16 protein-coding genes and 1 pseudogene are annotated in these 21,665 nt (G+C 62.4%); 4 read left to right on the forward strand and 13 right to left on the reverse strand.

Translation table 11 applies throughout. The features are described 5' to 3' along the window. The first annotated feature begins 167 nt into the window (after window positions 1–167). Window positions 168–1,331, forward strand: coding sequence for a substrate-binding domain-containing protein (locus tag KBB96_RS11650; protein ID WP_211629616.1), 1,164 nt, complete (start codon window positions 168–170; stop codon window positions 1,329–1,331). A 62-nt stretch (window positions 1,332–1,393) separates the two neighbouring features. Here KBB96_RS11650 and KBB96_RS11655 read toward each other — a convergent pair whose 3' ends face one another. Next, window positions 1,394–4,495 (reverse strand): beta strand repeat-containing protein, encoded by a 3,102-nt coding sequence (locus KBB96_RS11655; RefSeq protein ID WP_211629617.1) that lies wholly within the window; start codon window positions 4,493–4,495, stop codon window positions 1,394–1,396. 363 nt (window positions 4,496–4,858) lie between these two features. Here KBB96_RS11655 and rlmN point away from each other — a divergent pair, with 363 nt between their 5' ends. Beyond that, window positions 4,859–5,938 (forward strand): dual-specificity RNA methyltransferase RlmN, encoded by a 1,080-nt coding sequence (gene rlmN / locus KBB96_RS11660; protein ID WP_211629618.1) that lies wholly within the window; start codon window positions 4,859–4,861, stop codon window positions 5,936–5,938. Between the two features lie 9 nt (window positions 5,939–5,947). Here rlmN and KBB96_RS11665 read toward each other — a convergent pair whose 3' ends face one another. The 6 genes from KBB96_RS11665 to clpB all read right to left on the reverse strand — a co-directional run bounded on the left by KBB96_RS11665 (window position 5,948) and on the right by clpB (window position 12,334). After that, on the reverse strand, window positions 5,948–6,700 hold the full coding sequence (locus KBB96_RS11665; protein ID WP_211629619.1) for a Rieske (2Fe-2S) protein: 753 nt from the start codon (window positions 6,698–6,700) through the stop codon (window positions 5,948–5,950). 96 nt (window positions 6,701–6,796) lie between these two features. After that, on the reverse strand, window positions 6,797–7,648 hold the full coding sequence (locus tag KBB96_RS11670) for a LytTR family transcriptional regulator DNA-binding domain-containing protein (protein ID WP_211629620.1): 852 nt from the start codon (window positions 7,646–7,648) through the stop codon (window positions 6,797–6,799). A gap of 267 nt (window positions 7,649–7,915) precedes the next feature. Beyond that, a complete protein-coding gene (locus KBB96_RS11675; protein ID WP_211629621.1) occupies window positions 7,916–8,542 on the reverse strand; it encodes a metallophosphoesterase family protein in 627 nt (208 codons plus the stop codon). A gap of 85 nt (window positions 8,543–8,627) precedes the next feature. Then, window positions 8,628–9,092, reverse strand: a complete 465-nt coding sequence (locus KBB96_RS11680) for an RES family NAD+ phosphorylase (RefSeq protein ID WP_211629622.1) — start codon at window positions 9,090–9,092, stop codon at window positions 8,628–8,630. After that, on the reverse strand, window positions 9,089–9,652 hold the full coding sequence (gene parS, locus KBB96_RS11685) for a type II RES/Xre toxin-antitoxin system antitoxin (RefSeq protein ID WP_211629623.1): 564 nt from the start codon (window positions 9,650–9,652) through the stop codon (window positions 9,089–9,091). The genes KBB96_RS11680 and parS overlap by 4 nt, the downstream gene beginning before the upstream one ends. A gap of 105 nt (window positions 9,653–9,757) precedes the next feature. Beyond that, window positions 9,758–12,334 carry an ATP-dependent chaperone ClpB gene (clpB, locus tag KBB96_RS11690; protein WP_211629624.1) on the reverse strand — a complete coding sequence of 859 codons (2,577 nt, stop codon included), beginning with the start codon at window positions 12,332–12,334 and terminating at the stop codon, window positions 9,758–9,760. A 184-nt stretch (window positions 12,335–12,518) separates the two neighbouring features. On the opposite strand from clpB, the pseudogene KBB96_RS11695 reads away from it, so the two are divergent. Further along, window positions 12,519–13,667: pseudogene (locus KBB96_RS11695) on the forward strand (phosphopentomutase); the annotation flags it as partial. Window positions 13,668–13,724: 57 nt separating this feature from the next. Further along, window positions 13,725–14,039, forward strand: coding sequence for a DUF3293 domain-containing protein (locus tag KBB96_RS21335; protein ID WP_386780351.1), 315 nt, complete (start codon window positions 13,725–13,727; stop codon window positions 14,037–14,039). Window positions 14,040–14,085: 46 nt separating this feature from the next. Here the strand turns inward: KBB96_RS21335 and KBB96_RS11700 are convergent, their stop codons facing one another. The 6 genes from KBB96_RS11700 to KBB96_RS11725 all read right to left on the reverse strand — a co-directional run bounded on the left by KBB96_RS11700 (window position 14,086) and on the right by KBB96_RS11725 (window position 21,638). Then, on the reverse strand, window positions 14,086–14,475 hold the full coding sequence (locus KBB96_RS11700; RefSeq protein WP_211629626.1) for a helix-turn-helix transcriptional regulator: 390 nt from the start codon (window positions 14,473–14,475) through the stop codon (window positions 14,086–14,088). Between the two features lie 199 nt (window positions 14,476–14,674). Further along, window positions 14,675–15,724 carry a response regulator gene (locus KBB96_RS11705; RefSeq protein ID WP_211629627.1) on the reverse strand — a complete coding sequence of 350 codons (1,050 nt, stop codon included), beginning with the start codon at window positions 15,722–15,724 and terminating at the stop codon, window positions 14,675–14,677. A gap of 1 nt (window position 15,725) precedes the next feature. After that, window positions 15,726–18,443 carry an ATP-binding protein gene (locus KBB96_RS11710; RefSeq protein WP_211629628.1) on the reverse strand — a complete coding sequence of 906 codons (2,718 nt, stop codon included), beginning with the start codon at window positions 18,441–18,443 and terminating at the stop codon, window positions 15,726–15,728. Further along, a complete protein-coding gene (locus KBB96_RS11715) occupies window positions 18,436–19,683 on the reverse strand; it encodes a class I SAM-dependent methyltransferase (RefSeq protein WP_211629629.1) in 1,248 nt (415 codons plus the stop codon). The genes KBB96_RS11710 and KBB96_RS11715 overlap by 8 nt, the downstream gene beginning before the upstream one ends. Window positions 19,684–19,995: 312 nt before the next feature. Next, window positions 19,996–20,607, reverse strand: coding sequence for a SanA/YdcF family protein (locus KBB96_RS11720; RefSeq protein WP_211629630.1), 612 nt, complete (start codon window positions 20,605–20,607; stop codon window positions 19,996–19,998). Window positions 20,608–20,669: 62 nt separating this feature from the next. Beyond that, window positions 20,670–21,638: a diacylglycerol/lipid kinase family protein gene (locus KBB96_RS11725; RefSeq protein ID WP_211629631.1), complete on the reverse strand. Its 969-nt coding sequence runs from the start codon at window positions 21,636–21,638 to the stop codon at window positions 20,670–20,672. Window positions 21,639–21,665 lie beyond the last annotated feature (27 nt).

The following is a 21,665-nucleotide window of genomic DNA, read 5'->3' on the forward strand; positions in this document are numbered from 1 at the left end:
CGCCACGATGGCGCAAGCCCGGGACCGATCAAGCGCCGAGAACCCCGGGGAGCAGGTGGACCTTGCGTCTTGCAATCCCGGGGTTCCACGTCTTTAACCGTAATCCCGCGATCCGGAAAACGCCGTACCCCGCCGTCCCGCCGCCGATGATTTTCCTGCCACCCCACGTGACCGCACTGCCCACCCCGCCCCGCCCAAAGCGTGTCTTGTTCGTCACCGACTTTTATCAGGAAGAGGTTCTGGACGGTATCGTGGATCACGCGGGACCAGCAGGCTGGGAACTGATCGCGAACATGCGCTTCCACGGAAAATTCCCCGGGGAAACGGAGGCGGACGGCATCCTCGCCGTCGCCATCGAGGATCGGGTCCGCGAGTGGCTTGAGAAGTGGAAGGGCACGCCCGTGGTCAATATCGGAGCACCCTATCCGGGATTGGAGGGACCGTCGGTGAACACGGACTACATGGAGGCGGCCCGTACCGGTGCCCGCCACCTGATGGAGCTGGGCCATACCAGTTTCGCCTTCTATTCCCTCACGGATTTTACCGAGTCCCCGGCGATATTCGCCGCCTACCAGAATGAACTCGCCAAGTTCAACCTCACGGTCACCCATGCCAATTTCGCGGCGGTTCATGGCAGGGATGCCATCGATGTCCCCCGGGCGGAGCGCCTGCGCTGGCTGGCGGACCAGTTGCTCGCGCTGAAGAAGCCGCTGGCGGTCATGAGTGATGACGACCGGCGCAGCCTGGAATTGATCGCAGCCTGTAACATGGCGGGGCTGAGGGTTCCCGAGGATGTCTCCATCCTCGGATGCGAGAACCGGTCGGTGGAATGCCGCATGGCCCGGGTCCCCCTCTCTTCTGTGGACATGAACTGGCGTGGCGTCGGCCGGGCGGCGGCGGCCCTGTTGGAGCGGCTCATGGTCGGTCATCCCGCCGAAACGGATCAACTGCAGGTGCCCACCCGCGGAGTGGTGGCCAGGGCGTCCACGGCCACCTTCGTGACGGAATCGGAGGGCATCACCCGTTCCATCCTCCATATCCGGCAGCACTTCCCGGAATCGATGAAGATGAAGGACCTCGCCCAGATGGCGGGAATGACCGAACGTTCCTTCCGCACGGAATTCAAGCGCCTCGTCGGCCGCAGCCCGCGGTCCGAAATCCAGCGCGCCCGGCTCGCCAGTGCCTGCAGCCTGCTCCGGGATACCGATCTCAAGCTCGACGCGATCGCCATGGAAAGCGGGTTCGGAACGGCTCAGAAACTTTGCGAGGTCTTCGCCGAGACCCTCGGCACAACCCCGGGAGGGTGGCGGCAGAAGGCGCGCCAGATCTGAACATCCCGGAAAGATGAGGCCCGCGGCTGGAGCCCATTTCACCAACCGCGGGCCAAAGTCCCTTACGGGACTGTCAGTTGCAGGCGCACGAAAAAGCGGGTGGCCGGGCTCGCCAACGAACGCGGCACCGTCACCGTGACGATGGGCGGATTCGAGTTGTTATCCGTTACGACGGTGACGCCGTCGACCCCATCCACCGCCGTCGTCCAGCTCGTCAGATTGGTGCTGTATTGCACGGCGGGGTTGTAGTTCGCGGAATCGACGGTGCGGAAGAAGCTGAACGTGATGTCCGCCGGATTGACCGCCGTGAAGGGCAGCAGGGCCTGGTCTCCCGGAGCGGCGGGATCCCCGCCGATCACGAACTCGATGCCATTGGTGATGCCATCGTGGTCGTCATCCGCATTGGCCGCACCGACTCCATGGCTCAGAGCCCAGGCGGCATAGCTGCCCGCGCTCGCCACGGACAACCGGCCGGTGCCCGCGAAATGCGCGTCATCGATGTTCGTCGCACCGGAACCGGTAGCGCCGTAGGTACCCGAGGCCATTGTCACACCTCCGATCACCAATCCGGCAACGGTGTCAGTCTGGCCGTGGGTCAAGGTCAGCTTCCCTCCCGCGGCAATATTCACAGTGGAAGTATCGGCCAGCGTGGCGGCTCCCAGCGACAGGGTGCCCTCGCTGACGGTGGTGTCCCCGACATAGCCCGGCTGGGCCACGGTCGCGGTATTGCCCCCAGTCTTGGTAAGCGAGGCGGTGCCGGTGACCGGACCATTCACGACCAATGCCTGGCCGGCCGCCTCAAAGGTGACCGCTCCAGCCAGGGTGATCGCTCCAGTCCATGTGCCGACACCGCCCGCTCCTTCCACATACAAAGTTCCACCGGATTCGATGCTCACCGGAGTCGCAATGGTCCGGGGGTTGTAGGTGCCGAGACGGGCGCCATTTTTCACCACCACGTCGCCGGTGAGTCCGCCGAGGGCATTATCCGTGAGCTCCGCCCACGCACGACCGCTCGCGATCACGTAGTGGATCGGAGTTCCGGATGAGTCTCCACGGACACCGATGCCTTGACCCGCATTGAGCGTGAGCGTGTGATTGTTTCCGGTGATCGTGCCGACATTGCCGGGGTTGGCGGTATTGTGGCCGATGTCGAAGCGGCCGATGTTCGCGTTCAGCGATGCATCCGCGGACAATGTGAGCGCACGAACGCCCGCGCCTTCATTGATCGCGCCACCGCTGTTCGCCAGCGCGCCCAGGCCATCCACACCATTGCCGGCGATGGTGTAGTTCGAGGGATGACCGACGCCGCCCGGCTGCTGGCCGTTGAAGTCGATCGCGCCCCCCGCGGCAATGGTGATGCCGGAGGTGAAGCCGAAGGCCTCCGCGTTCAGGACCTTGAGGGTGCCCGCGTTCACCTGCACCGGACCGGTGAAAGTGCTGCTCTGACCGCCGAAGTTCACCAGGCCGGTGCCGTTCTTGGTGATACCGGTGGTGCCGATGATCCCGTTGACGGTCGTGTTGTTGAAGCCGTTCAGGGTATAGGTGGCCGTGGTGTTGTTGAAGGTGACGGAACTCGGCTGGAGCAAGCCGGTCAGGGCGATGGTGTTCACCGCCGAGGTGTCATCGAACAACACGTCATCGCCCTGCAGGAAGGTGATGTTGCCCGCACCCGCGCTCCAGTTCGCACCGACGTTCACATCCCAGTTCCCGGTCGTGGCGCCGGTCCAGACCAGCGGCAGGCCGCTCCCCGAGACGGTGAGGTTGATCACGCCGGGGGAGGAAGTGTCCAGAGCCACGGTCTTGCGATAGATCGAACCATCGATGGAGACATTGGCCGGCCCGAACAGACCGCCGTAGCTGACGAGCGGATAGGTGCCGTTCGGTGGCAACTGCGGCAGCACGATCTTGCTCGCGCCATTGAAGGTCACGGTGCCCGCCACCGTGAGCGGAGAGGCGGTGTTGATCGAGAGATTCGCACCAGTGGTGCCTCCGACCGTCAGATTGCCATTGATGGTGCCGGCCGCACCGAGCGTGAAACCATCGCTGACATTCGCGCTGCCACCCAGCGTGGTATTCAGGTTCAGGCGGCCGCGGGTCACATTGATCGTACCGGTGTAGGCGGAGGCATTGCCGGTGATGTTGACCGTGCCGGTAAGGTCGGCGGTGGTAGTCGGGATGCCGACTTCCAGATTCGCCGTGCCGGAAAGCGCGCCGCTGATCGTGCCGGTCTGGCCGCCGTTTGCGGTGATGCGTGCCGCACCGGTCAGGGTGACCGCGCCGGTCAGGTTGGCGCCCCCTTCGAAGCGGATCGCGCCGCGTTGTTCCGTGCCTTCCGCCCAGCCAAGGCCTTCGATCTGCAGCGCATTCGGGAAGGCTCCAGCCACGGCGAAATCGAGCTGGGAGTTGGTGCCGGTCACCCGTGCCATGCCGGTGCCCAGGGAGCCCACGCTGCTGAGCGCAAGGCGGCCGTTGTTGACCCAGGTGCCGCCGGTGTAGGTGTGGCCGACCGAAAACCGCAGGTGGTCGGGACCGGTCTTGATCACCTTCAGCGGCGTGGAACCGTCGTAGTCCTTGATGACCACGTTGTTCACCTGGTAGTCGGTACTGCCGCCGTTGGCGACAATGGTGAGAGTGCCGGAGGACGAAGTCACGAAGCCGCTGCCGGTGCCGACCTTCATCCAGTGGCTGGCGTTGTGGAACAGCAGGCCGCCATTGGCCACGTTGAGGGTGGCACCATTGCTGATGAGAAAGTCTCGGGTGGTCTCCACATTCCCGATCGACTGGTTGGAAGCCAGGGTCGTAGCCGCTCCGTTGTCGTAGTAGGTGGAGGTGGCCGTTGCCGTGCCGAGATTGGCCGCGCCGAGCACCTTTTCCCCGTTCGGGATCTCGACCACCTGGGTACCGGTGTATTTCAGGAAACTCCAGCGGGTGTGCGCCCAGCCTGGAAGCGGACCAGTGGCCGGAGTGGCGCCATTGATGGTGCCCAGCGAGATCGCCGCATTGGTATTGTTCGAGTCGAACCAAACGCTGTCGCCTGCGTTGACGACGATGTTGGCGGTGGTGGCGTTGACGACCGTTTCGGCCGCATGGGACAGGGTCGGCAACAGGGCCAAGGCGGCCGCAGTATGGAGGAGGGAGGCCCGGAGGGATGAGTTTTGTTTCATGGGTTCACGCAATAGGTTGAATCCCATTCATGGATCATTGGGTGCGGAGCCTTGGGGGGGAACCGGAGGGCCGGTCATCGCAGGAACCAGCCTGAAATTGGGAGGCCTTTTGTGTCTCCCGGCGGATGCAGCGAGGGCTGCCCGTCCCACCAACCAGACTTACGGGCGGAAAAACAACTCCGCCAGCTACGCAACACAACGCTCTACAAATGGAATTCCCCGCACCCTAGCGTCCGTTTCGGATGAAGGAAGTGACTGGGATTCCCCTTTTCGGACAAAAATTTTTCCCTTTTTGACCGAACGGGCATCGAATCACAGAAAATCCACGCTTGAACCCACGCGATACGGGTGAGATGGACCGGCATGAGCGCAGCCGCCCCACGATCCCTCCACGACCTCGGGCTCTCCGGGATCGAGCGGGTCCTGGAAGAGGCAGGCGTGCTCCCCCACCACGCGAAGGCCCTGTGGAAAGCCCTCCAGCGCGAGGGCGAACTGGATCTGGCGTCCCGTGACTTTTCACCACCGCTGAAGCGCTGGATCGAGGAGCATGTCGGCGAGGGCAAAGCGTTCTTCCTCGATGCGCCGGAAGTCACCGAGGAGATCCGCAGCAGCGATGGTCTGACGCGGAAATACCTTCTCAAGCTGCGCGACGGTCAGACGATCGAAACCGTGCTGATGGGCTACGACGGCCGCCACACGGTCTGCGTGAGCACCCAGGCGGGCTGCGCGATGGGTTGCGTTTTCTGCGCCACCGGGCAGATGGGCTTCGTCCGCCACCTGCGCCCCGGCGAGATCGTCGCGCAGGTCCTTCATGTCCGCCGCGTGCTCGCCACGGACATGCCGGACCGGAAGCTCCGCAACATGGTCATGATGGGCATGGGTGAGCCGCTACACAACTACGACTCGGTGATGCAGGCTCTGGACATCATCTCGAATGTCCGCGGCATCAGCCTGGGTCCCAGCAAGATCTCCGTGAGCACCGTGGGTGTGATCCCGAACATCCTGCGCCTCGCCGAGGAAGACCGCCCCTACAATCTCGCGGTGAGCCTTCATGGTGCGACCGAGGAGCAACGCTCGGCGCTCATTCCCGTCAGTAGAAAGTGGAACCTCGCCGATCTGGTGGATGCGTGCCGCCGCTACGGAGCGATGACCGGCCGCCGCATTTTCTTCGGCTGGACGCTCATCGCCGGAAAGAACGATTCCCCGGAACAAGCCCGCCAGCTCGCGGAACTGCTCAAGGGCATCGACGCCCACGTGAACCTCATCCCGCTCAACCCCACGCAGGGCTACGAGGGGGCGGCCAGCGCCAACAAGGCGGGCATCGTCTTCCAGCGCATCCTGCGGGATGCCGGCTTCCCCTGCACTTTCCGCCAGCGCCGTGGCATCGACGTGGCCGCAGGCTGCGGGCAACTCAAGGCGGAGAAGAAACGGATGGCGGGGTGAGGTGCCCGCTCACACCTCCTTGAGAACCAGCGAAACCACGTAGAAGCCCTTCGGCCCGGAAGCATCGACATAGACCTCCAGCGGCACGATGCCGTCCGCCGTGGTCTGGATGGAGGTCTGGTTCGCGGCACCGGTGGGGGTGGTCGCGAATGATACACGCGTGAAGGTTCCGTTCAGCGTCTCCGAATAAAGGATTTCGTACTTCGAGAAGGCGCTGGCGGAGAACCGTAGTTTCATCCGGCCGGGCGGCTGGACGCTGATGGAGCGGATGCCGAACCCGAGACCCGGGATCGTGATCGCCACCATTTGCGTGACAGGATCATAGGAAGAGGCGAAGCGCTCGATGTCCCGCGGCGCGGGTTCGGTGGAGTTGCCTTCCGCATCGCGGAAGACACGACCGCGGATGTCATAGCGGGAACCGTGGCAGGGACAGCGCATGCGGCCGTCCGCCACCACATACTTCCCCACCGTACATCCGGCATGGGTGCAACGCGAATCGAGTGCCACGAACTCCGCGGCCGAGACCCGGTTCAAGGTGAAGGGCTTCGAGATCTGGCTGAACTCCACCTGCACCGATCCACCCGCGGCTTGCAAGACCGGGAAATCCACCAGCTTCAACCGGATCTGGGCGGGCCCTGCCATCGGTTCCGATACCTCCGCCAGCACCCGGCCAACCCATGCCGGTGCGACCATCGAGGAGACACTGCCGAGAATGAAGCGCTTGAGCATCACGCGCCGCGAATTTGAGGAAACGGAGTCCATGAGGAAGGTATTCGGTCTTCCTGCATGAAAGCCGCCGCCCATGCCCCCTGAAAGCCCGGCATTGCGACGATTCGGACAAACGCGTCCCGCCTTCCTTCAAAACCCCAGGTGCTGGCGGACACGGTGGCGGTAGGTCCGGCCGACGGCGAGCGGCAGGGACCAATCGTGCAGGTGCAGCCGCCATCCATCCGCGGCAGATCGGTCGAGCCGCCGGATGCGGGCGCGGCGGATGAGATGGCGCTGGCTGATGCGGAGAAACTCCTCCTCCGGCAACTGGGACTCCCAGGACTTGAGGCTGCGCAGTTCGGTGAACCGCGGACGGCTTGCGAAATGAAGATGCGTGTAATCCCCATCCGCCTCGATCAGCACGAGATCATCCCGCTCCACGGACACCACGATCCCGCCGCTGCGGATGTGAAGAACCCTCGGAGACGGCTGAGACGCCGGAGCAGGCACATCTCCGCCGCGGGAATAAAGCAGGGCCGCGACATACGCCGCCGCATCTGTTAGACACGCCTGCATGGAGGCACTCCATGCGACCTTGCGGCGGACCATGTCGTAGCCGAAAATTCCGCGCAGCCTGCCCTCATGATGCAGGGGGACGTTGATGCTGGAACGGATGCGCTGGCGGCGGAGTTCCGCCTGGTAGGCACGGGCCTGCCGCGGCAGCAGCTCGGTATCCGGATTCGGCACGATCTTCCCGGCCATCAAGGGTTTCTGCATCCACCGGATCATGTCCACGGAAGCCGCCTGCAGGTCCTCCACGTGCTGGGAAACCCCGTCCCGGGTCCATTCATGGGTGTTCCAGAAGTGGGTCAGCGGCTCGTTGTAACGCACGATCCACACGCGGTCCACGCGATGGCAGGAGCCCAGACAGGAGAGGGCCAGATCCACGGCAGGCTCCGCCGGATGGCTGGCGGCGATCAAAGCAAGCTGCCTCCAGAGCATTCTGTTAGATACACCATCGGGGGACCGTTCTGACATGCCTGCATCATCGGATGAATGGATGCAGAATATCGACCACTATTGCTGGAAATCGTTCCGGCTATGGACATATCCCCGCCTCCAGTGGATAGGCCTGACACCCGGTCGGACGATCCGCTCCCCCCCTCGAAATCGACCGGCCGGCAAAGCTGTGCTCAACACCCGGCTTCATGCGGGGGGCCTCAAGCTCATGACGGCCTCCCGCATGTCCAGGTGGCATGCCCATCCACTTCACATCTCCACCACCCATGGCGGCCGCGGCTCATGGCCGCCGGTGGAAAAGGAGGCGGCGTTCACGAACAGAGTATCGCCGCTCTGCTTGCGGCCATACCCGGCATGCACATGCCCGAATACGTGGAGACGCGGACGGATGCGCTTCAGTTCTTCTAACAAGATCGGGCATCCAAGGTGTCTCCGGCTCCGCGACGGCGTGTCCAGGATGCCGTGGGGAGGCGTGTGGGTGACGAGGATGTCGATCCCTTCCGGAATCTTCCGCCAGTGCTCGCGGAGCTCATCGTCGGTTGCGTAGAAGGCGAAACCGGGAAGGTTCGGGCACCAGGGTGAGCCGTAGACAATCAGGCCGCCGATGGTGGTCGCGGAATCTTCCAGATACGTCGCGTGGGGAAAGGGCGGCGAGCTGCCCGGAGACCGGCGTTCGAGGGAACGATCGTGGTTCCCCGCGATGCAGATCACGTCTTTCGCCGGAGCGGCCTTGAACCAATCATCCATCTCACCCAGCGGATCGGGGCGTGGATCACTGTACTCGCACATGTCGCCGCAATGGATCAGCAGGTCCGCCTCCGGAAGCAGGAGGTAGTCATGCTTTCCGTGGGTGTCAGCGATAAGGCAAAGGCGCATGGGCTGGAATTTTTTTACCCAAAAGGCCGGATGATTCGCAATGGCTCCCGGTTTCCAACTTCTTTTCCCAGCGAATCTCGACCTTTCAACGCAGGCGGGTATCAAGGCGGAGCAGGCCCGCCTGACCTATGGAGAGGGCGGCGAAATCCGGATGGGCCGGATTCAACAGATAGTTCGATTCTTCGTTTGTCACCGCGCTTGGAACCGCCATCACGGCAGAACGGCCGCTGCGTATCCATTCGTCACCAAAAATCTGGGTCGCCGATGGAGGTTCGGGAGAAAACCAACCGGCGGGCAAGTCCTTCGACAAGACCCGTAGGATCAATGCCTCGGGGATACCAATGGGAATGGTGCTGTACTGTCCCATGATCATCGAAACATCATCCGTATGGACGAGGATCTCCAAAGTGGCCAGGGAGATCGAAGAGGCGGCGTAAACCATACGGGTTCCTTGTGAATTCCACCGGCCTCCATACAGCCTTGCGCCCTCTCCATCAAACGCCGAGGCGAGGTGCTTGGTCTTTGTGATGCGATAAGCGGTGACGCTCATGAAAACACGCCGTGTTCAATGCGCCCGAGCAAATTGGCAACTTCTTCCGCTCCCGGTTCCGTGTCACAGAATTCCATGGGCGTCTTGCCTCCGAGAGCCCTTTTGGCGCTCGAGAACCAACGGCGTGCCGTATCGAGAGAACCCAGAACTTCAATCGCACGCTGGAAAGCGGATGCAACGCGAAGAATACGCTCGGACTCGTCCGGCTTGAATATTTCCCGACGTGCAATGGTACGCTCCGGAATCCTGACCACCTTGGAAAGTTCGCCCGAAGGAGCATCAAGGGCGATTTTGAGACGGTTGAACGCTTCTTTGTTCAATCCCTTCTCAATCGCACCGCGTATATCATCCACCGTCGCTTTTTCAGGCTCTTGATAAACCCGGAGAAGATTCGAAAGCAGAATGGCATAGCGCCCCGTGGAGGTCGCATGAGTTGGGACCACCCAGTCCCATTTTTTCCGAAGCGCCGCACGCATCTCCGCTTCCGGAGCCCCTGGCGTCCAGAAGTACAGGGAAAAGTCCTTCCCCTGGTTTTCACTTCCGATCCTCACCTGCGTCATATGGCATAATCTAGTCCGCCATTTGGCAGCACGCAAGGGTGATTTACCGCACAATCTGGAATGCAAAAACGCCCGCGGTTTCCCGCGGGCGTTGGAGGAGACGGCTCAGGCCTTGCGGAACAGCATCGTGCCGTGGTCCACATCGGCTTCGATCACGTCGCCATCGGTGAACTTGCCATCGAGCAGGTCGAGGCTGAGCGGATCGAGCAGGTGGTGCTGGATCGCACGTTTCAGCGGACGCGCGCCATACACCGGATCGTAGCCCTGATTGCCCAGGAACTCCTTGGCCTTTTCCGTGAGCGCCAGCGCGAGGCCTTGCTGGGCGAGGCGCTTGCGCACGCGGTCGAGCTGGATGTCCACGATCGAGGTCAGCTCGTCGCGCCGCAGGCGGTCGAAGATGATGGTCTCATCGATGCGGTTGAGGAACTCCGGACGGAAGTGCGCGCGCAGGGCATCGAGCACCTTGGCCTCGCGCTGCTCGGCGTTCTCTTCATCCAGAATGTACTGGCTGCCGATGTTCGAGGTCATGATCAGCACCGTATTGCGGAAGTCCACGGTGCGGCCCTGGCCATCGGTGATGCGGCCGTCATCCAGCACCTGGAGCAGCACGTTGAAGACATCCGGATGGGCCTTCTCGATCTCGTCGAAGAGCACCACGGAGTACGGCTTGCGTCGTACCGTCTCACTGAGCTGGCCGCCCTCGTCGTAGCCGACGTAGCCGGGAGGCGCGCCGATGAGCCGGGAAACGCTGTGCTTCTCCATGTATTCGGACATGTCGATGCGGATCATCGCGTTCTCGTCATCGAAGAGGAACTCGGCGAGCGCCTTGGACAACTCGGTCTTGCCGACACCGGTGGGACCGAGGAACAGGAACGAGCCGAGCGGGCGGTTCTCGTCCTGAAGTCCGGCACGGGCGCGACGGACCGCGTTCGACACCGCCTTGATCGCCTTCTTCTGGCCGATCACGCGTTCGCCGAGGCGCTGCTCCATGTGTACGAGCTTTTCCTTCTCGCCTTCCTGGAGGCGGGACACGGGAATGCCCGTCCATGAGGACACCACGCGGGCGATATCCTCCTCGGTAACCTCTTCCTTCAGGATCGCGCCGTTCTTCTGGAGTTCCGCAAGCTGCTGCTGGGCAACTTCCAGCTCCCTCTGCGCGGCGGGGATAGCCCCATAGGTGATCTCCGAGGCGCGGCTGAGGTCGCCGATGCGCTGGGCCTTCTCGGCGTCGGTTTTCAGAGAATCGATCTTCTCCTGCGCGGTGCGGACCTGCTCAATGATGCTTTTTTCATTACGCCACTGGGCCATGAGGCCGGCGGACTGCTCCTTGAGATTGGATTGCTCCTCCTTGACCTTTTCCAAGCGCGCCTGGCTGGCCTTGTCGGTTTCCTTCTCCAGTGCCTTCTTCTCCATTTCAAGCTGGAGGATCTGGCGTTCGATCGTGTCGATCTCGGTCGGCATCGAATCCAATTCGATCTTCAATCGCGAGGCGGCCTCATCGACGAGATCGACAGCCTTGTCCGGCAGGAAGCGGTCGGCGATGTAGCGATCCGAAAGCATGGCCGCGGACACCAGCGCGCCGTCCTGGATGCGGACGCCGTGGTGCACTTCATAGCGCTCCTTCAGGCCGCGCAGGATGGCGATGGTGTCCTCCACGGACGGCTCGCCCACCATCACCGGCTGGAAGCGGCGCTCGAGCGCGGCGTCCTTCTCGATGTACTTGCGGTATTCATCCAGCGTGGTCGCGCCAATGGTCCGCAGTTCGCCGCGGGCAAGCTGGGGCTTGAGCAGGTTGGACGCGTCCACCGCGCCCTCGCTGGCTCCCGCGCCGACGATGGTGTGCAACTCATCGATGAAGAGGATGATCTCGCCATTCGATTCGGTGACTTCCTTGAGAAAGGCCTTGAGACGCTCCTCGAATTCACCGCGGAACTTGGCCCCGGCGAGCATGCCACCGAGATCCATCACGATCACGCGCTTGTTCTTCATCGAATCCGGCACGTCACCGGAAACGATGCGGCGGGCGAGACCTTCTACGATGGCGGTCTTGCCAACGCCGGGCTCACCGATGAGCACGGGGTTGTTCTTGGTGCGGCGCGAGAGCACCTGCATCACGCGGCGGATCTCATGATCGCGGCCGATGACGGGGTCGATCTTGCCAGCACGGGCGCGGGCGGTGAGGTCGGTGCCGTATTTCTCCAGCGTCTGGTATTTTCCTTCCGGATCCTGATCGGTGACCTTCTGTGAGCCACGGACGCTCTTGATGGCCTCCAGTGCCTTCTTCTCATCAAGGCCCGCTTCCTTGAGCAGCTTGCCCGCGGGCGTGTCCGCTTTGAGCAGACCGACGATGAAGTGCTCCACACTCAGAAAATCATCGCCGAGTGATTCGCGGACGCTGTCGGCCTCGTCCAAGGTCGAACGCAGGCCATAGCTGAGTTGCGGCTGCGAGGATGCACCACTCTGCCGCGGTTCACGGTCGAGCGCGGTGATGACGGCGGCCTTGAGCCGTGGAACATCGACCCCGGCTTTCTGGAGAATGGGAACGGTGATGCCACCCTCCTGCTGGAGCAGGGCGAGCAGAACATGCGCGCCCTTCAACTCCGCATGGGCGGATTTGGAAGCAAGCTGCTGGCCGGATTGCAGCGCTTCCTGAAGTTTGACGGTCAGTTTGTCGAGAGGCATGGGTAATATGGATGATGGAATCTATCAGGAGTCGGAGATGCTGCCACCTCCTTCCTGTTGTTTTCTCCTTTCTGGAGATAGGATGCCCTAGCATGAACTTTATTCAAAAAATTTTCTCAACTTTCTGTCAGGACCCATGGAGGAAATGGCTGTAAAACGGGCCGATCCGTGCCACATATGAGGCATGGCCCGGCGAGCGTTGTTGATTGTGCTGGATTCGGTCGGCTGCGGGGGCGCGCCGGATGCCGCGGTCTATGGCGATGCGGGTGCAGATACCCTCGGGCATCTCTTCGAGCATCTGCCCGGACTGGAGCTTCCCCACCTGGCCTCCATCGGCCTCTACGAGGCCCTGAAGCGCACGCACCGCGCCTTTCCGCTGTCCACGCCCATGCTGCGTTCCCATGCCTCCTACGGCATCCTCACGGAGCGTTCCACAGGCAAGGACTCCACCACCGGCCACTGGGAGCTCATGGGAGCCGTCCTCACCAGACCCTTCGCCACTTTTCCCCAATTCCCGCAGGATCTGGTGAGGGAGATCGAGCAACGCGGCGGAGCGAAATTCATCGGCAACGTGGCCGCCTCCGGCACCGAAATTCTCAAGTCGCTGGGCGGAGAACACGTCTCCACCGGCAAGCCGATCCTCTACACCAGTGCCGACAGCGTGCTCCAGATTGCCGCGCATGAGGATCCCACGATCTTCGGCTTGGAACGGCTGCTCTCCCTCTGCCGCGTGGCCCGGGAGGTGCTGGACGAGCGCGGCGTGCGCGTCGGCCGGGTGATCGCACGTCCCTTCCTCGGAGATTCTCCCGCCACCTTCCACCGCACCGCAAACCGGCACGACTACTCGCTGCAACCACCTGTCACCACGCTGAACCGGCTGCAAAACGTCGGTGTCCAGACGATCGGCATCGGCAAAATCGAAGACCTTTTCGCCGGTGCCGGGCTGGATGTTTCCCGGCCCACCGTCTCGAATGCGGACGGAATGACCACCATCGCCCGGCTGTGGGCGGAGCAGCGGGACCAACCGCATTTCATTTTTGCCAACCTGATCGACTTCGACAGCGTCTACGGCCACCGCCGTGATCCGGAAGGTTATGCGCGGGCGCTGCGGGAGTTCGATGACTGGCTCGGCCAGTTCATCGGCCATGTCGGTCCGAACGACCTGCTCATCGTCACCGGTGATCATGGCAACGACCCCTACCACCGGGGTACCGACCATACCCGCGAGCAAGTACCCCTCATGGTCTTGAACGGTGAAGCCCCGGCCGACGGCACCTTCAAAGACGTGGCCACCCTGGTGGAACGGCACCTCTTCCCGGTACCACCGGAATACTTCCAAACCGTGTTCCGGGCAGAGGCACCAGTCGGCGGCTGGCCCGATACCTTCGCGGTGGTCACCGCCTTCAACCCACGCCGGAATCCGCAGGCCTCCGCCGAGGAGAACGCTCACGCGGATCTGGAACTGCACCGCGAGCTATCCGCCCGCGGATTGCAGCCCTTCCGGGTCACGGGCGCCTCACCAGACCTGCTGCATCAAGAGCCGGGCTGGGGTTTCGACACAGCCGGTCTGGCAATGGCGGCTGAATTCGCGGCACGATTCGACCAAGTCGCGTTCTTCCACATCGATCACGGCGGGATCTTCATCCATCCGGATGGATCGGGCACCCGCTGGCCTGCAGGTACATGGCAAGCCCGGCTGGTTTGAAAAACCACCGGGCTGCGAAATCGGACGGGCCGGACGGGCCCGGTCTTCAGGCCACGGATAGACGGTAGGAGAAATCCTTCCGCTGGAAGTCGGTCGGCGAGACTTCGTAAAACTGCTGGAACTCGCGGGCGAAAATCTTCGGAGACGCGAATCCGAGGTCGATGGAAACCTCTTTCACGGAATGGCCTTCACGAAGCAGGTTGCGCGCGGCAACCATGCGCTCGCGGCGCAGCCAATCCTTTGGCGTGATTCCGAGGCCTTCCTCGAAAACACGGCGCAGGTGGCGCTCGGAAATTCCGACGACCTGACACATCCGGTCAACCCGGTAGCAGGTGGTACGGGCGACCGATGCCAAGGACAAAGGCATGGGTTCTCGCGCGCATAGCACGAGGATCTGGCCGTTGCGATGAACGACCTCGACGTCACGACGTTTCACGGTTGGGGACAAGGGCTGGTTGTGAACAGGACATTGGGTGTATACCTTTAGGAACCCGAACTGTCAAATTTACAAAAAAAGGCCTGCGGTCATTTTCCTCTTTGCCGCTCCCGTGCATATTGCCCTTTCGCGGGATGCAAAAAGGGCGGCAGTGCCATCGCACTGCCGCCCATGAGCCGTTCCGGCAATGACCGGAAAATCAGATCAGGCCAAGCGCGGACGAGATGAGGAGGTCGTCATCGAACAACCAACGGGCGGTTTCCGTGCCAGCGGCGCCAGTGGGCTTGGCGGGAGCGGTGCCCACGTCAAGGGTAAGGCCCGCCCCCCGGACGCGGCGGACGCTGCCACCGGCATCGTAGATGGACATCAGCGCGGCGAGCGTCTTCACGGACGCCTTGGTGGCGGCGGAATCATCGCTGCGGCCCAGCAGAACGTCAATCAGTCCCGGGGTCGGGTCGGTATCGGAGGAAAGGCGGCTGCCCTCCCCTCCTCCGGCCACACTGATTCTGGCCCCGGCGGTTTCGAGCGCGGCGGCGAGAGCCTCGGTGCGCGATGAGAGGCCATCGACCTTCAGCGCGGCGGGAAGTTCGTTTTCCAGGGCGGATGCCAGTTCCACCTGGCGATCATGCAGCTTGGCCCAATCCGGCGAACGCAGCCCGGCGTCACCACCCGAATCCCCACGGCCCGAAACCCCGATCTTGATGAAGGAGGCGACCGCCTCCCCCGCACGGTGCACCTTGATGCCGGCACAGACAGGAGCCAGGGCGAAGGCGGCGAGACGACTGGACATGAGCACGTTGCCCATGGCCTGCATCTTCGCGGACAAGAGAGCATCACGCTCGCGCTTCACGGAGAAGAACTCCATCGCGCGGCGCAGGGTCACCTCAAGCTGGGGGATGTCCCAAGGCTTGGTGATGTAGCGGAAAATGCCGCCGTCGTTCACGGAGCCGATGGCGGCATCAATGTCCGAGAAGGCGGTGGAGAGGATTTTGATGATGTCCGGATAGTCTCCGGCGATCTTCGAGAGGAAGCCCACCCCCGTCTCGTTCGGCATCCGCTGGTCGGTGACGATGATGCCGATCTCGGACGCATGGCGGCGGAACACGTCAAGCGCCTCGATGCCATCCCCGGCCTCCAGGATGCGGAACTTGTCGCCAAAGAGGCGCCGGAAGTACTTCCGGGTCTTCTCTTCGTCATCGACGAAAAGAATGGCGTAACGCTGGTAGTCGTATTGCTCGGGGTCTGGCATGTCAGTCTGGGCTGGATTGAGAACTGGATGAGAGGGCTGCGACCGGCTTCTCCCCGGAGACGGGGAAAAGAAGGCGGAAGCGTGTGAACTCGCAGGGTCGGCTTTCCACTTCGACCTGGGCGCGGTGACGCTGGAGGATCTGATGGGTGATGCTGAGGCCGAGGCCCATCCCCTTCCCCACATCCTTGGATGTGAAGAACGGGTCGAAGATTTTCTGTACGTTTTCCGGCGGGATGCCAATACCGTTATCAAGGACGGTCACCATCCATGAATTGCCGGCGGACTCGATGGAGACGTCCAGCGCTCCGGCGACCTTGTCCGAGGGGTCCGCCTCATTGCGCATCCGGATGGCATCAATGCTGTTCTGGAACAGGTTGATGAAGACCTGGACGAGCTGGTTGGTATTGCCGCAGATCGGAGCCATCGTGGGCGCGTCCACCTTGAGAGTCACGTCGTGGCCCATCTGGTGGCTGACCATGCGGCGGGAACGCTCGACCACGTCCACAAGATCGGCATCGCCATCCACGCCGGGATCTTCACGGGTGAACTGGCGCAGGTCCGCGATGATCTGGGAAACGCGCTCCACGCCCTCGCGGATGTCTCCGACGATGTCCGCATAGTCCTCGCGATCATCCTCCGGCAGCGAGCGGGAGAATGTCTCCAACGCGTGGAGGCCGGCGCGGGAGTAGTTCAGCGGGTTGTTGATCTCATGGATCAGCCCCGCGCTCATGCGGCCGAGGGCGGAGAGCTTTTCGTTCCGGATCAGCAGCACCTCGTTCTCCTTGATCTGGTCGAGGGCGGCCTGGAGTTCGTGGTTGAGGTCCGACATCTCGCGGCGGATGCGCGCCATGGCGAGCTGGTTTTCCAAGCGCAGCGACAGCTCCGCGGTGGAGAAAGGCTTGGTCAGGAAGTCGCTGGCACCGGCCTCCAGCGCGGCGAGCTTGGTCTGTTCATCAGCGCGGGCGGTTAGAATGATGACCGAGACACCGCGGGTGGCATGGTGATCGCGGATGCCCTTGCAGACTTCCACGCCGTCCATCTCCGGCATCATGTGGTCGAGAAGGGCGAGCTGCGGCTGGTGCTGGCGCGCGAGTTGAAGGGCCTGTGCTCCATCGCCCGCCTCGATGACATCCACGTCATCCATCTGCATGCGCAGGAAGCGGCGGATGTCCGGCTCGTCATCCGCGATGAGGACGAGCGGGCGGACACCGGTGCGACGCCCGATCGACATCGGCTGCTTCGCGCCATAGCCATTGACCGGCGACTGGACCGGTGCGGCGCGTGAGGGTATGGAGAGCGCGGCCTTGCGGTGGAAATCGGCGATCACCCCGCCGTCCGACTCGACTTCCTCCTCCGGCTCGTCCGCCGCTTTGGCCGGGGCGGCCTGGACCGGAAAATGGACGCGGAAGGTGGTGCCGTGGCCCACCTGGCTTTCCACCTTCACCTCCCCTTCCATCGCCTCCGCCAGGCTGCGGACCAAGGCGAGACCGATGCCCGCACCCTGGAACTTGCGGGTCGAGGAAGTATCGACCTGCCAGAAGCGTTCGAAGATATGTTCCAGGACCTCCGGAGCAATCCCGACTCCGGTGTCCGCCACCGAGAGCTGGAGCATGCCGTCCGACACTTCCGTGATGACCTCGATGCTGCCGCCGGACGGGGTGAACTTGATGGCGTTCACCACCAGGTTGAGCACGATCTTGTCGAACTTGTCGCGGTCGACCATCCATGCATCGCCGCCGCGGACCTGCCAAACGAGGGCCACATGGTCCTGCTCCGCGAGGTGGCGGAGGGAACGCAGCATGCCATCCAGATGCGGCTGGAGGTCCGTGGCCTGGCGGACGACATCGGCGTGGCCGGTGTCGAAGCGGACGAGGTCGAGGAGGTCGTCGATGAGCTTGAGAAGGCGCAGGCCGTTGTGCCCGAGCAAGGTGGTCATTTCCGCACCGCGCGGATCGTTCTGCAGCGGCGGCAGTTTCGCCAGCCGCTCGGTGATGCCGAGCATCACGGTGAGAGGCGTGCGCAGTTCGTGGCTGATGTTTGCGAAGAAGCGGGTCTTGGCTTCGTCCAGTTCACTGAGCTGGCGGTTCTGGGACTCGAGCTGGGTTCGGGCTTCCTCCACCTCCTTGCGCAGCACGAACTCCCGGAAACGCAGCCGCTCATAGGCGTGGTTCCCCACCAGCACGAAGACCGCGGTGACGAAGAGGAAGTAGGAGTTGTTGAAAAGGATCCGGCCGTTCGCCTCGTGATTGTCCACCATGACCGCCACCGCGAAGAACACGAAGCACAACAGCACCATCACCAGGGTCCGCCGGAACGACCAGCGCAGCAGGATCGACAGCCCCAGCAGCACCAGATTCAAACCCGCGTAGTAGGGCGAATCACCACCACCGGTCAGTGCGATCATCGCGCAGATCGCCAAGGTCGGAAGACCGGGGATGGCTTGGGAAATCCAAGCCGGAGGGCGCTTCACCGCCGCGCGGGAAAGCAGGAAGAACACCACGCCCAGCAACAGCGAGCTGAATGCCCGCAGACCGAGGAATTTCCAAGCCAGTTCCGGATACACCACCCAGTCCAGGGAAGCTCCGGCGAGCATGAACAATCCGGCGAGCACGGCGGCGCGACGGTCGTTCGCCACGGCCACGTCGTATTCGTAGTCGCGGAACTGTTGTTCCAGCACGGCGGGATCCACCGCCTTCTGGCTCTGGACCGGATCAGCCATTTCCGACTTCGATATCCAGGAACAGGTTCACACCGGTGGCATCCGCGGTGATGGTGGTGGACTTGATCGGGACGTTGTCAGGCACCAGATCCTCCATCTCACTGTTGTCACGATAGATGAGATTCCATTCCATCAGATACTCCATCCAGGCTTTGCGCGGGTTGCTGGCCGCCACGTTGGTGACGATCACCCGGCCCCCCGGCTTTACCATGGTGGCGAACAACTCGACCAGCTTCTTGCACACGCGCTGGGAAAGATAATCGAAAAGACCGGCGCAATAGACCACGTCATAGCCCGTGAATTCCTCCTCACCTCCCTGCGAAGCGGCACGCAGCAACTGGTGGACCGACCGCTGGAAGTAACGGACCGCGGTTTCACGGCCACCGGCCATGCGCGCCTCCTGGATGCGCTCGCGGGTGTATTCCAGCGTTTCCGCGTTGAAGTCCAACAGGTCGATCTCGATCAGGTCGCTCTCGTCGTGTTCACGCAGGAAGCGCTGGATCTCGACGGCAGGTCCGCAGGCGAGGTTGAAGACGCGGGTCCGCGCACGGCCGACGCGGCTGCGGGTCTCGCGGATCAATGTCTCGATGAGATAGTCGATGCGATTGCGGTGGGCCACCACGGGCTCGGTGTGGAGCAATGCGAAGTTGAGAATTTTCGCAAAGGCCGAAGAACCTTCGTAGGGATTCCTCAACATCATGTTCACCATCTCATAGTCACCGGCATATCCGAGCGGCTTGGTGTAGGTGCGGTAGAGGAATGGCGAGCACAACACGATCGGATGCAACTCGCGTCGGACGTAGGACTTGTGGACGGCGGACTCCTCATCACCGACCTCGCGCGCGACCTTCTCGAAGCGCTCCATCGACGGCAGCACTTCCTCCACCACCCGGGCCTGGACGTTCGAGAAAATCTCCTGCTCCAGTTCATCCCGGCGGCGCGTGACCGTGGTGCGGATACCCACATCCACCCCGGTGAGCCAGTGCTGCACGCCATTGAGCATGTTCGCCATGTCCGCCACCACCAGCTTGAAAGGGTCCTGGACCTGGTTTGCGGACTTCCACTCCGTCATGAAGGACGTGAACTGGCCGCCGATGTCGGCATTGCCCGCAACGGACGAGAGGAAATCGACCTCGACCCAGCCTTCATCGAGCGTGGCTTCGCAAACGAGGACGATGCCGGTATTCAACAAGTTGCTGATCACGGCCTTGCCGTGGTAGAGCAACCGCCTCGAGGCCATGATCCGGAAGTCGGAAAGGACTTCGGAGAGCTGGAGGATACTATAGGGGTTGTATACCTCGAAAACGACGGAGTACCGCTTGATTCTCAGCAAGTTGGCTGTCAGCTCTGTCCCTTGGCTATTGCGGCACGTAATGACGCTTTGTGAGGTGTCCCCAACGAGTTCCATTGCTTTTGTTAAATTCAAGAAGTTCTAAACCGGCGGGGCGCCACCTCCGCCATTACGCGATCACGTTGCAAACCCGTGCGACGTAAGCAGGTCGCCCACCAAAAGACAACAAAGGTCATGCTGGATGGCCATTTTGCCACCGATTCAATGAATTTCAGGCAGACCGACTTTCTCACCAAGATGCCTCGGACGCGTTCCGAGCACGCGGACATCAAGCCACATTTTCACCCGCGCACCAATCTCGCGGAGGTGGGTCTTGTATCCCCCCCTGCCCTCGACATCCCGCGCATTGTAACCCACGGCATCAATGCCATGAGCCTCTGCCAGATAGATCGCACGCTCGTTCTGAAATCGCTGGGTGATGAACACGATCTCCGTCACCCCGAACACCTCCTTGGCCCGGACTACGGAATCCAGGGTCCGCAGTCCGGCGAAGTCTCCGACAATGCGGTCCGTGGGCACGCCGTGCGCCACCAAAGCCTGTCTCATCGCCTCCGGCTCGTTGTAATTCCGCTCCCGATTGTCCCCGGAAACGATCACGAAATCGATTTTTCCCGCTTTCCACAGATCCGCGGCAGCATCGATCCGGTAGCGGAAATAAAGGTTCTCCCGTCCCTCGATACGATGGTCACAGCCAAACACCAGACCGGCACGGCGGTGCGGAACGGACGCGGCATCATTGAACAGCCGTCCGCGGGAAGCGATCATCGGAGCGACATTCGCATACCCCACGAACAAGACGACGAGCAGGATCACCAGACCGCACGCTTTCAGGAAACGGCGCAGGTACCGCTTCCACCTGGATGGAGCCTGCCCCTTCATGCGCCCGCCTTGGTGGCCGGATCGGCAATCCGTTTCGGCCACAACATCATCGCCTTCATCACCTCGACAAAGCGGCTGCCCGGCAGCGGATCTTCCGGCGCGAGCACGCGGAGACGGCGCGGGCTTTCCGAGAAGCACACCTTGCGCGCGCGGCCGAGCAATTCGCCATCCACCTGGACCGGCACCTCACGTTCGGCGATGACGGTGAAGTCCTCCGACTGGAAATACTCGGTGGAGGCAGCCAGATCCACGCCACCCAGCGCAAGCCCCTTGAGAGAATCGAGCACCAGCTTGTAACCCGCTTCCTTGAACACGAGCACATCAAGCATCGAGTCCTGGTTGTCCGCCATCCGGAAGAGGCGGAACTGGCCGCCGTAGAGAGAACCATTCCCCGCGAGCACGGCCACGCCTTCCACGCGGCGACCATCGCGGCAAATCACTTCCATGCGCGGCGGCTTCTCGCCCAGCACCTTCACTGCGGAAAGCAGATAGGCCAGCGGCCCAAGCATCTTCTTGGTTTCCCAGGTGGTTTCCTCGATGACCATCGCATCGAAGCCCACCCCGGCCATCTGCATGAAGGGCGCACGGTTCGCCTCGAACAAATCGATCTCACGAACATGGCCGCGCTCGATCACCTCGAAGGCCTTGAGGAGATTGTCGTAAGGAATGCCAAGTTCGCGGGCGAAAACGTTCATCGTTCCAGCGGGCAGCACGCCCAACGCCGTTTGCGATCCCGCCAACCCGGACACCACCGCATTGAGAGTGCCATCACCACCGGCGGCGATCACCACCGGCTCGCCTTCCGCCGCGAAACGCGATGCCAGATCGCGGGCTTCATCAGACGAATTGGTGGCGCAGAGGTAGAACCGGTTGGAGTGTTCCATCAGGAAACGGAACGTCCGCTGCCCCCTCTGGCTTCTCGCCTTCGGGTTGAACAGCAGCGGATAGCGCGGCGGAAATGCCATGCGCGATTCATCGTCCAATCCCCCGCC

The organism is Luteolibacter ambystomatis, assembly GCF_018137965.1.
Classification (GTDB): Bacteria; Verrucomicrobiota; Verrucomicrobiia; order Verrucomicrobiales; family Akkermansiaceae; genus Luteolibacter; species Luteolibacter ambystomatis.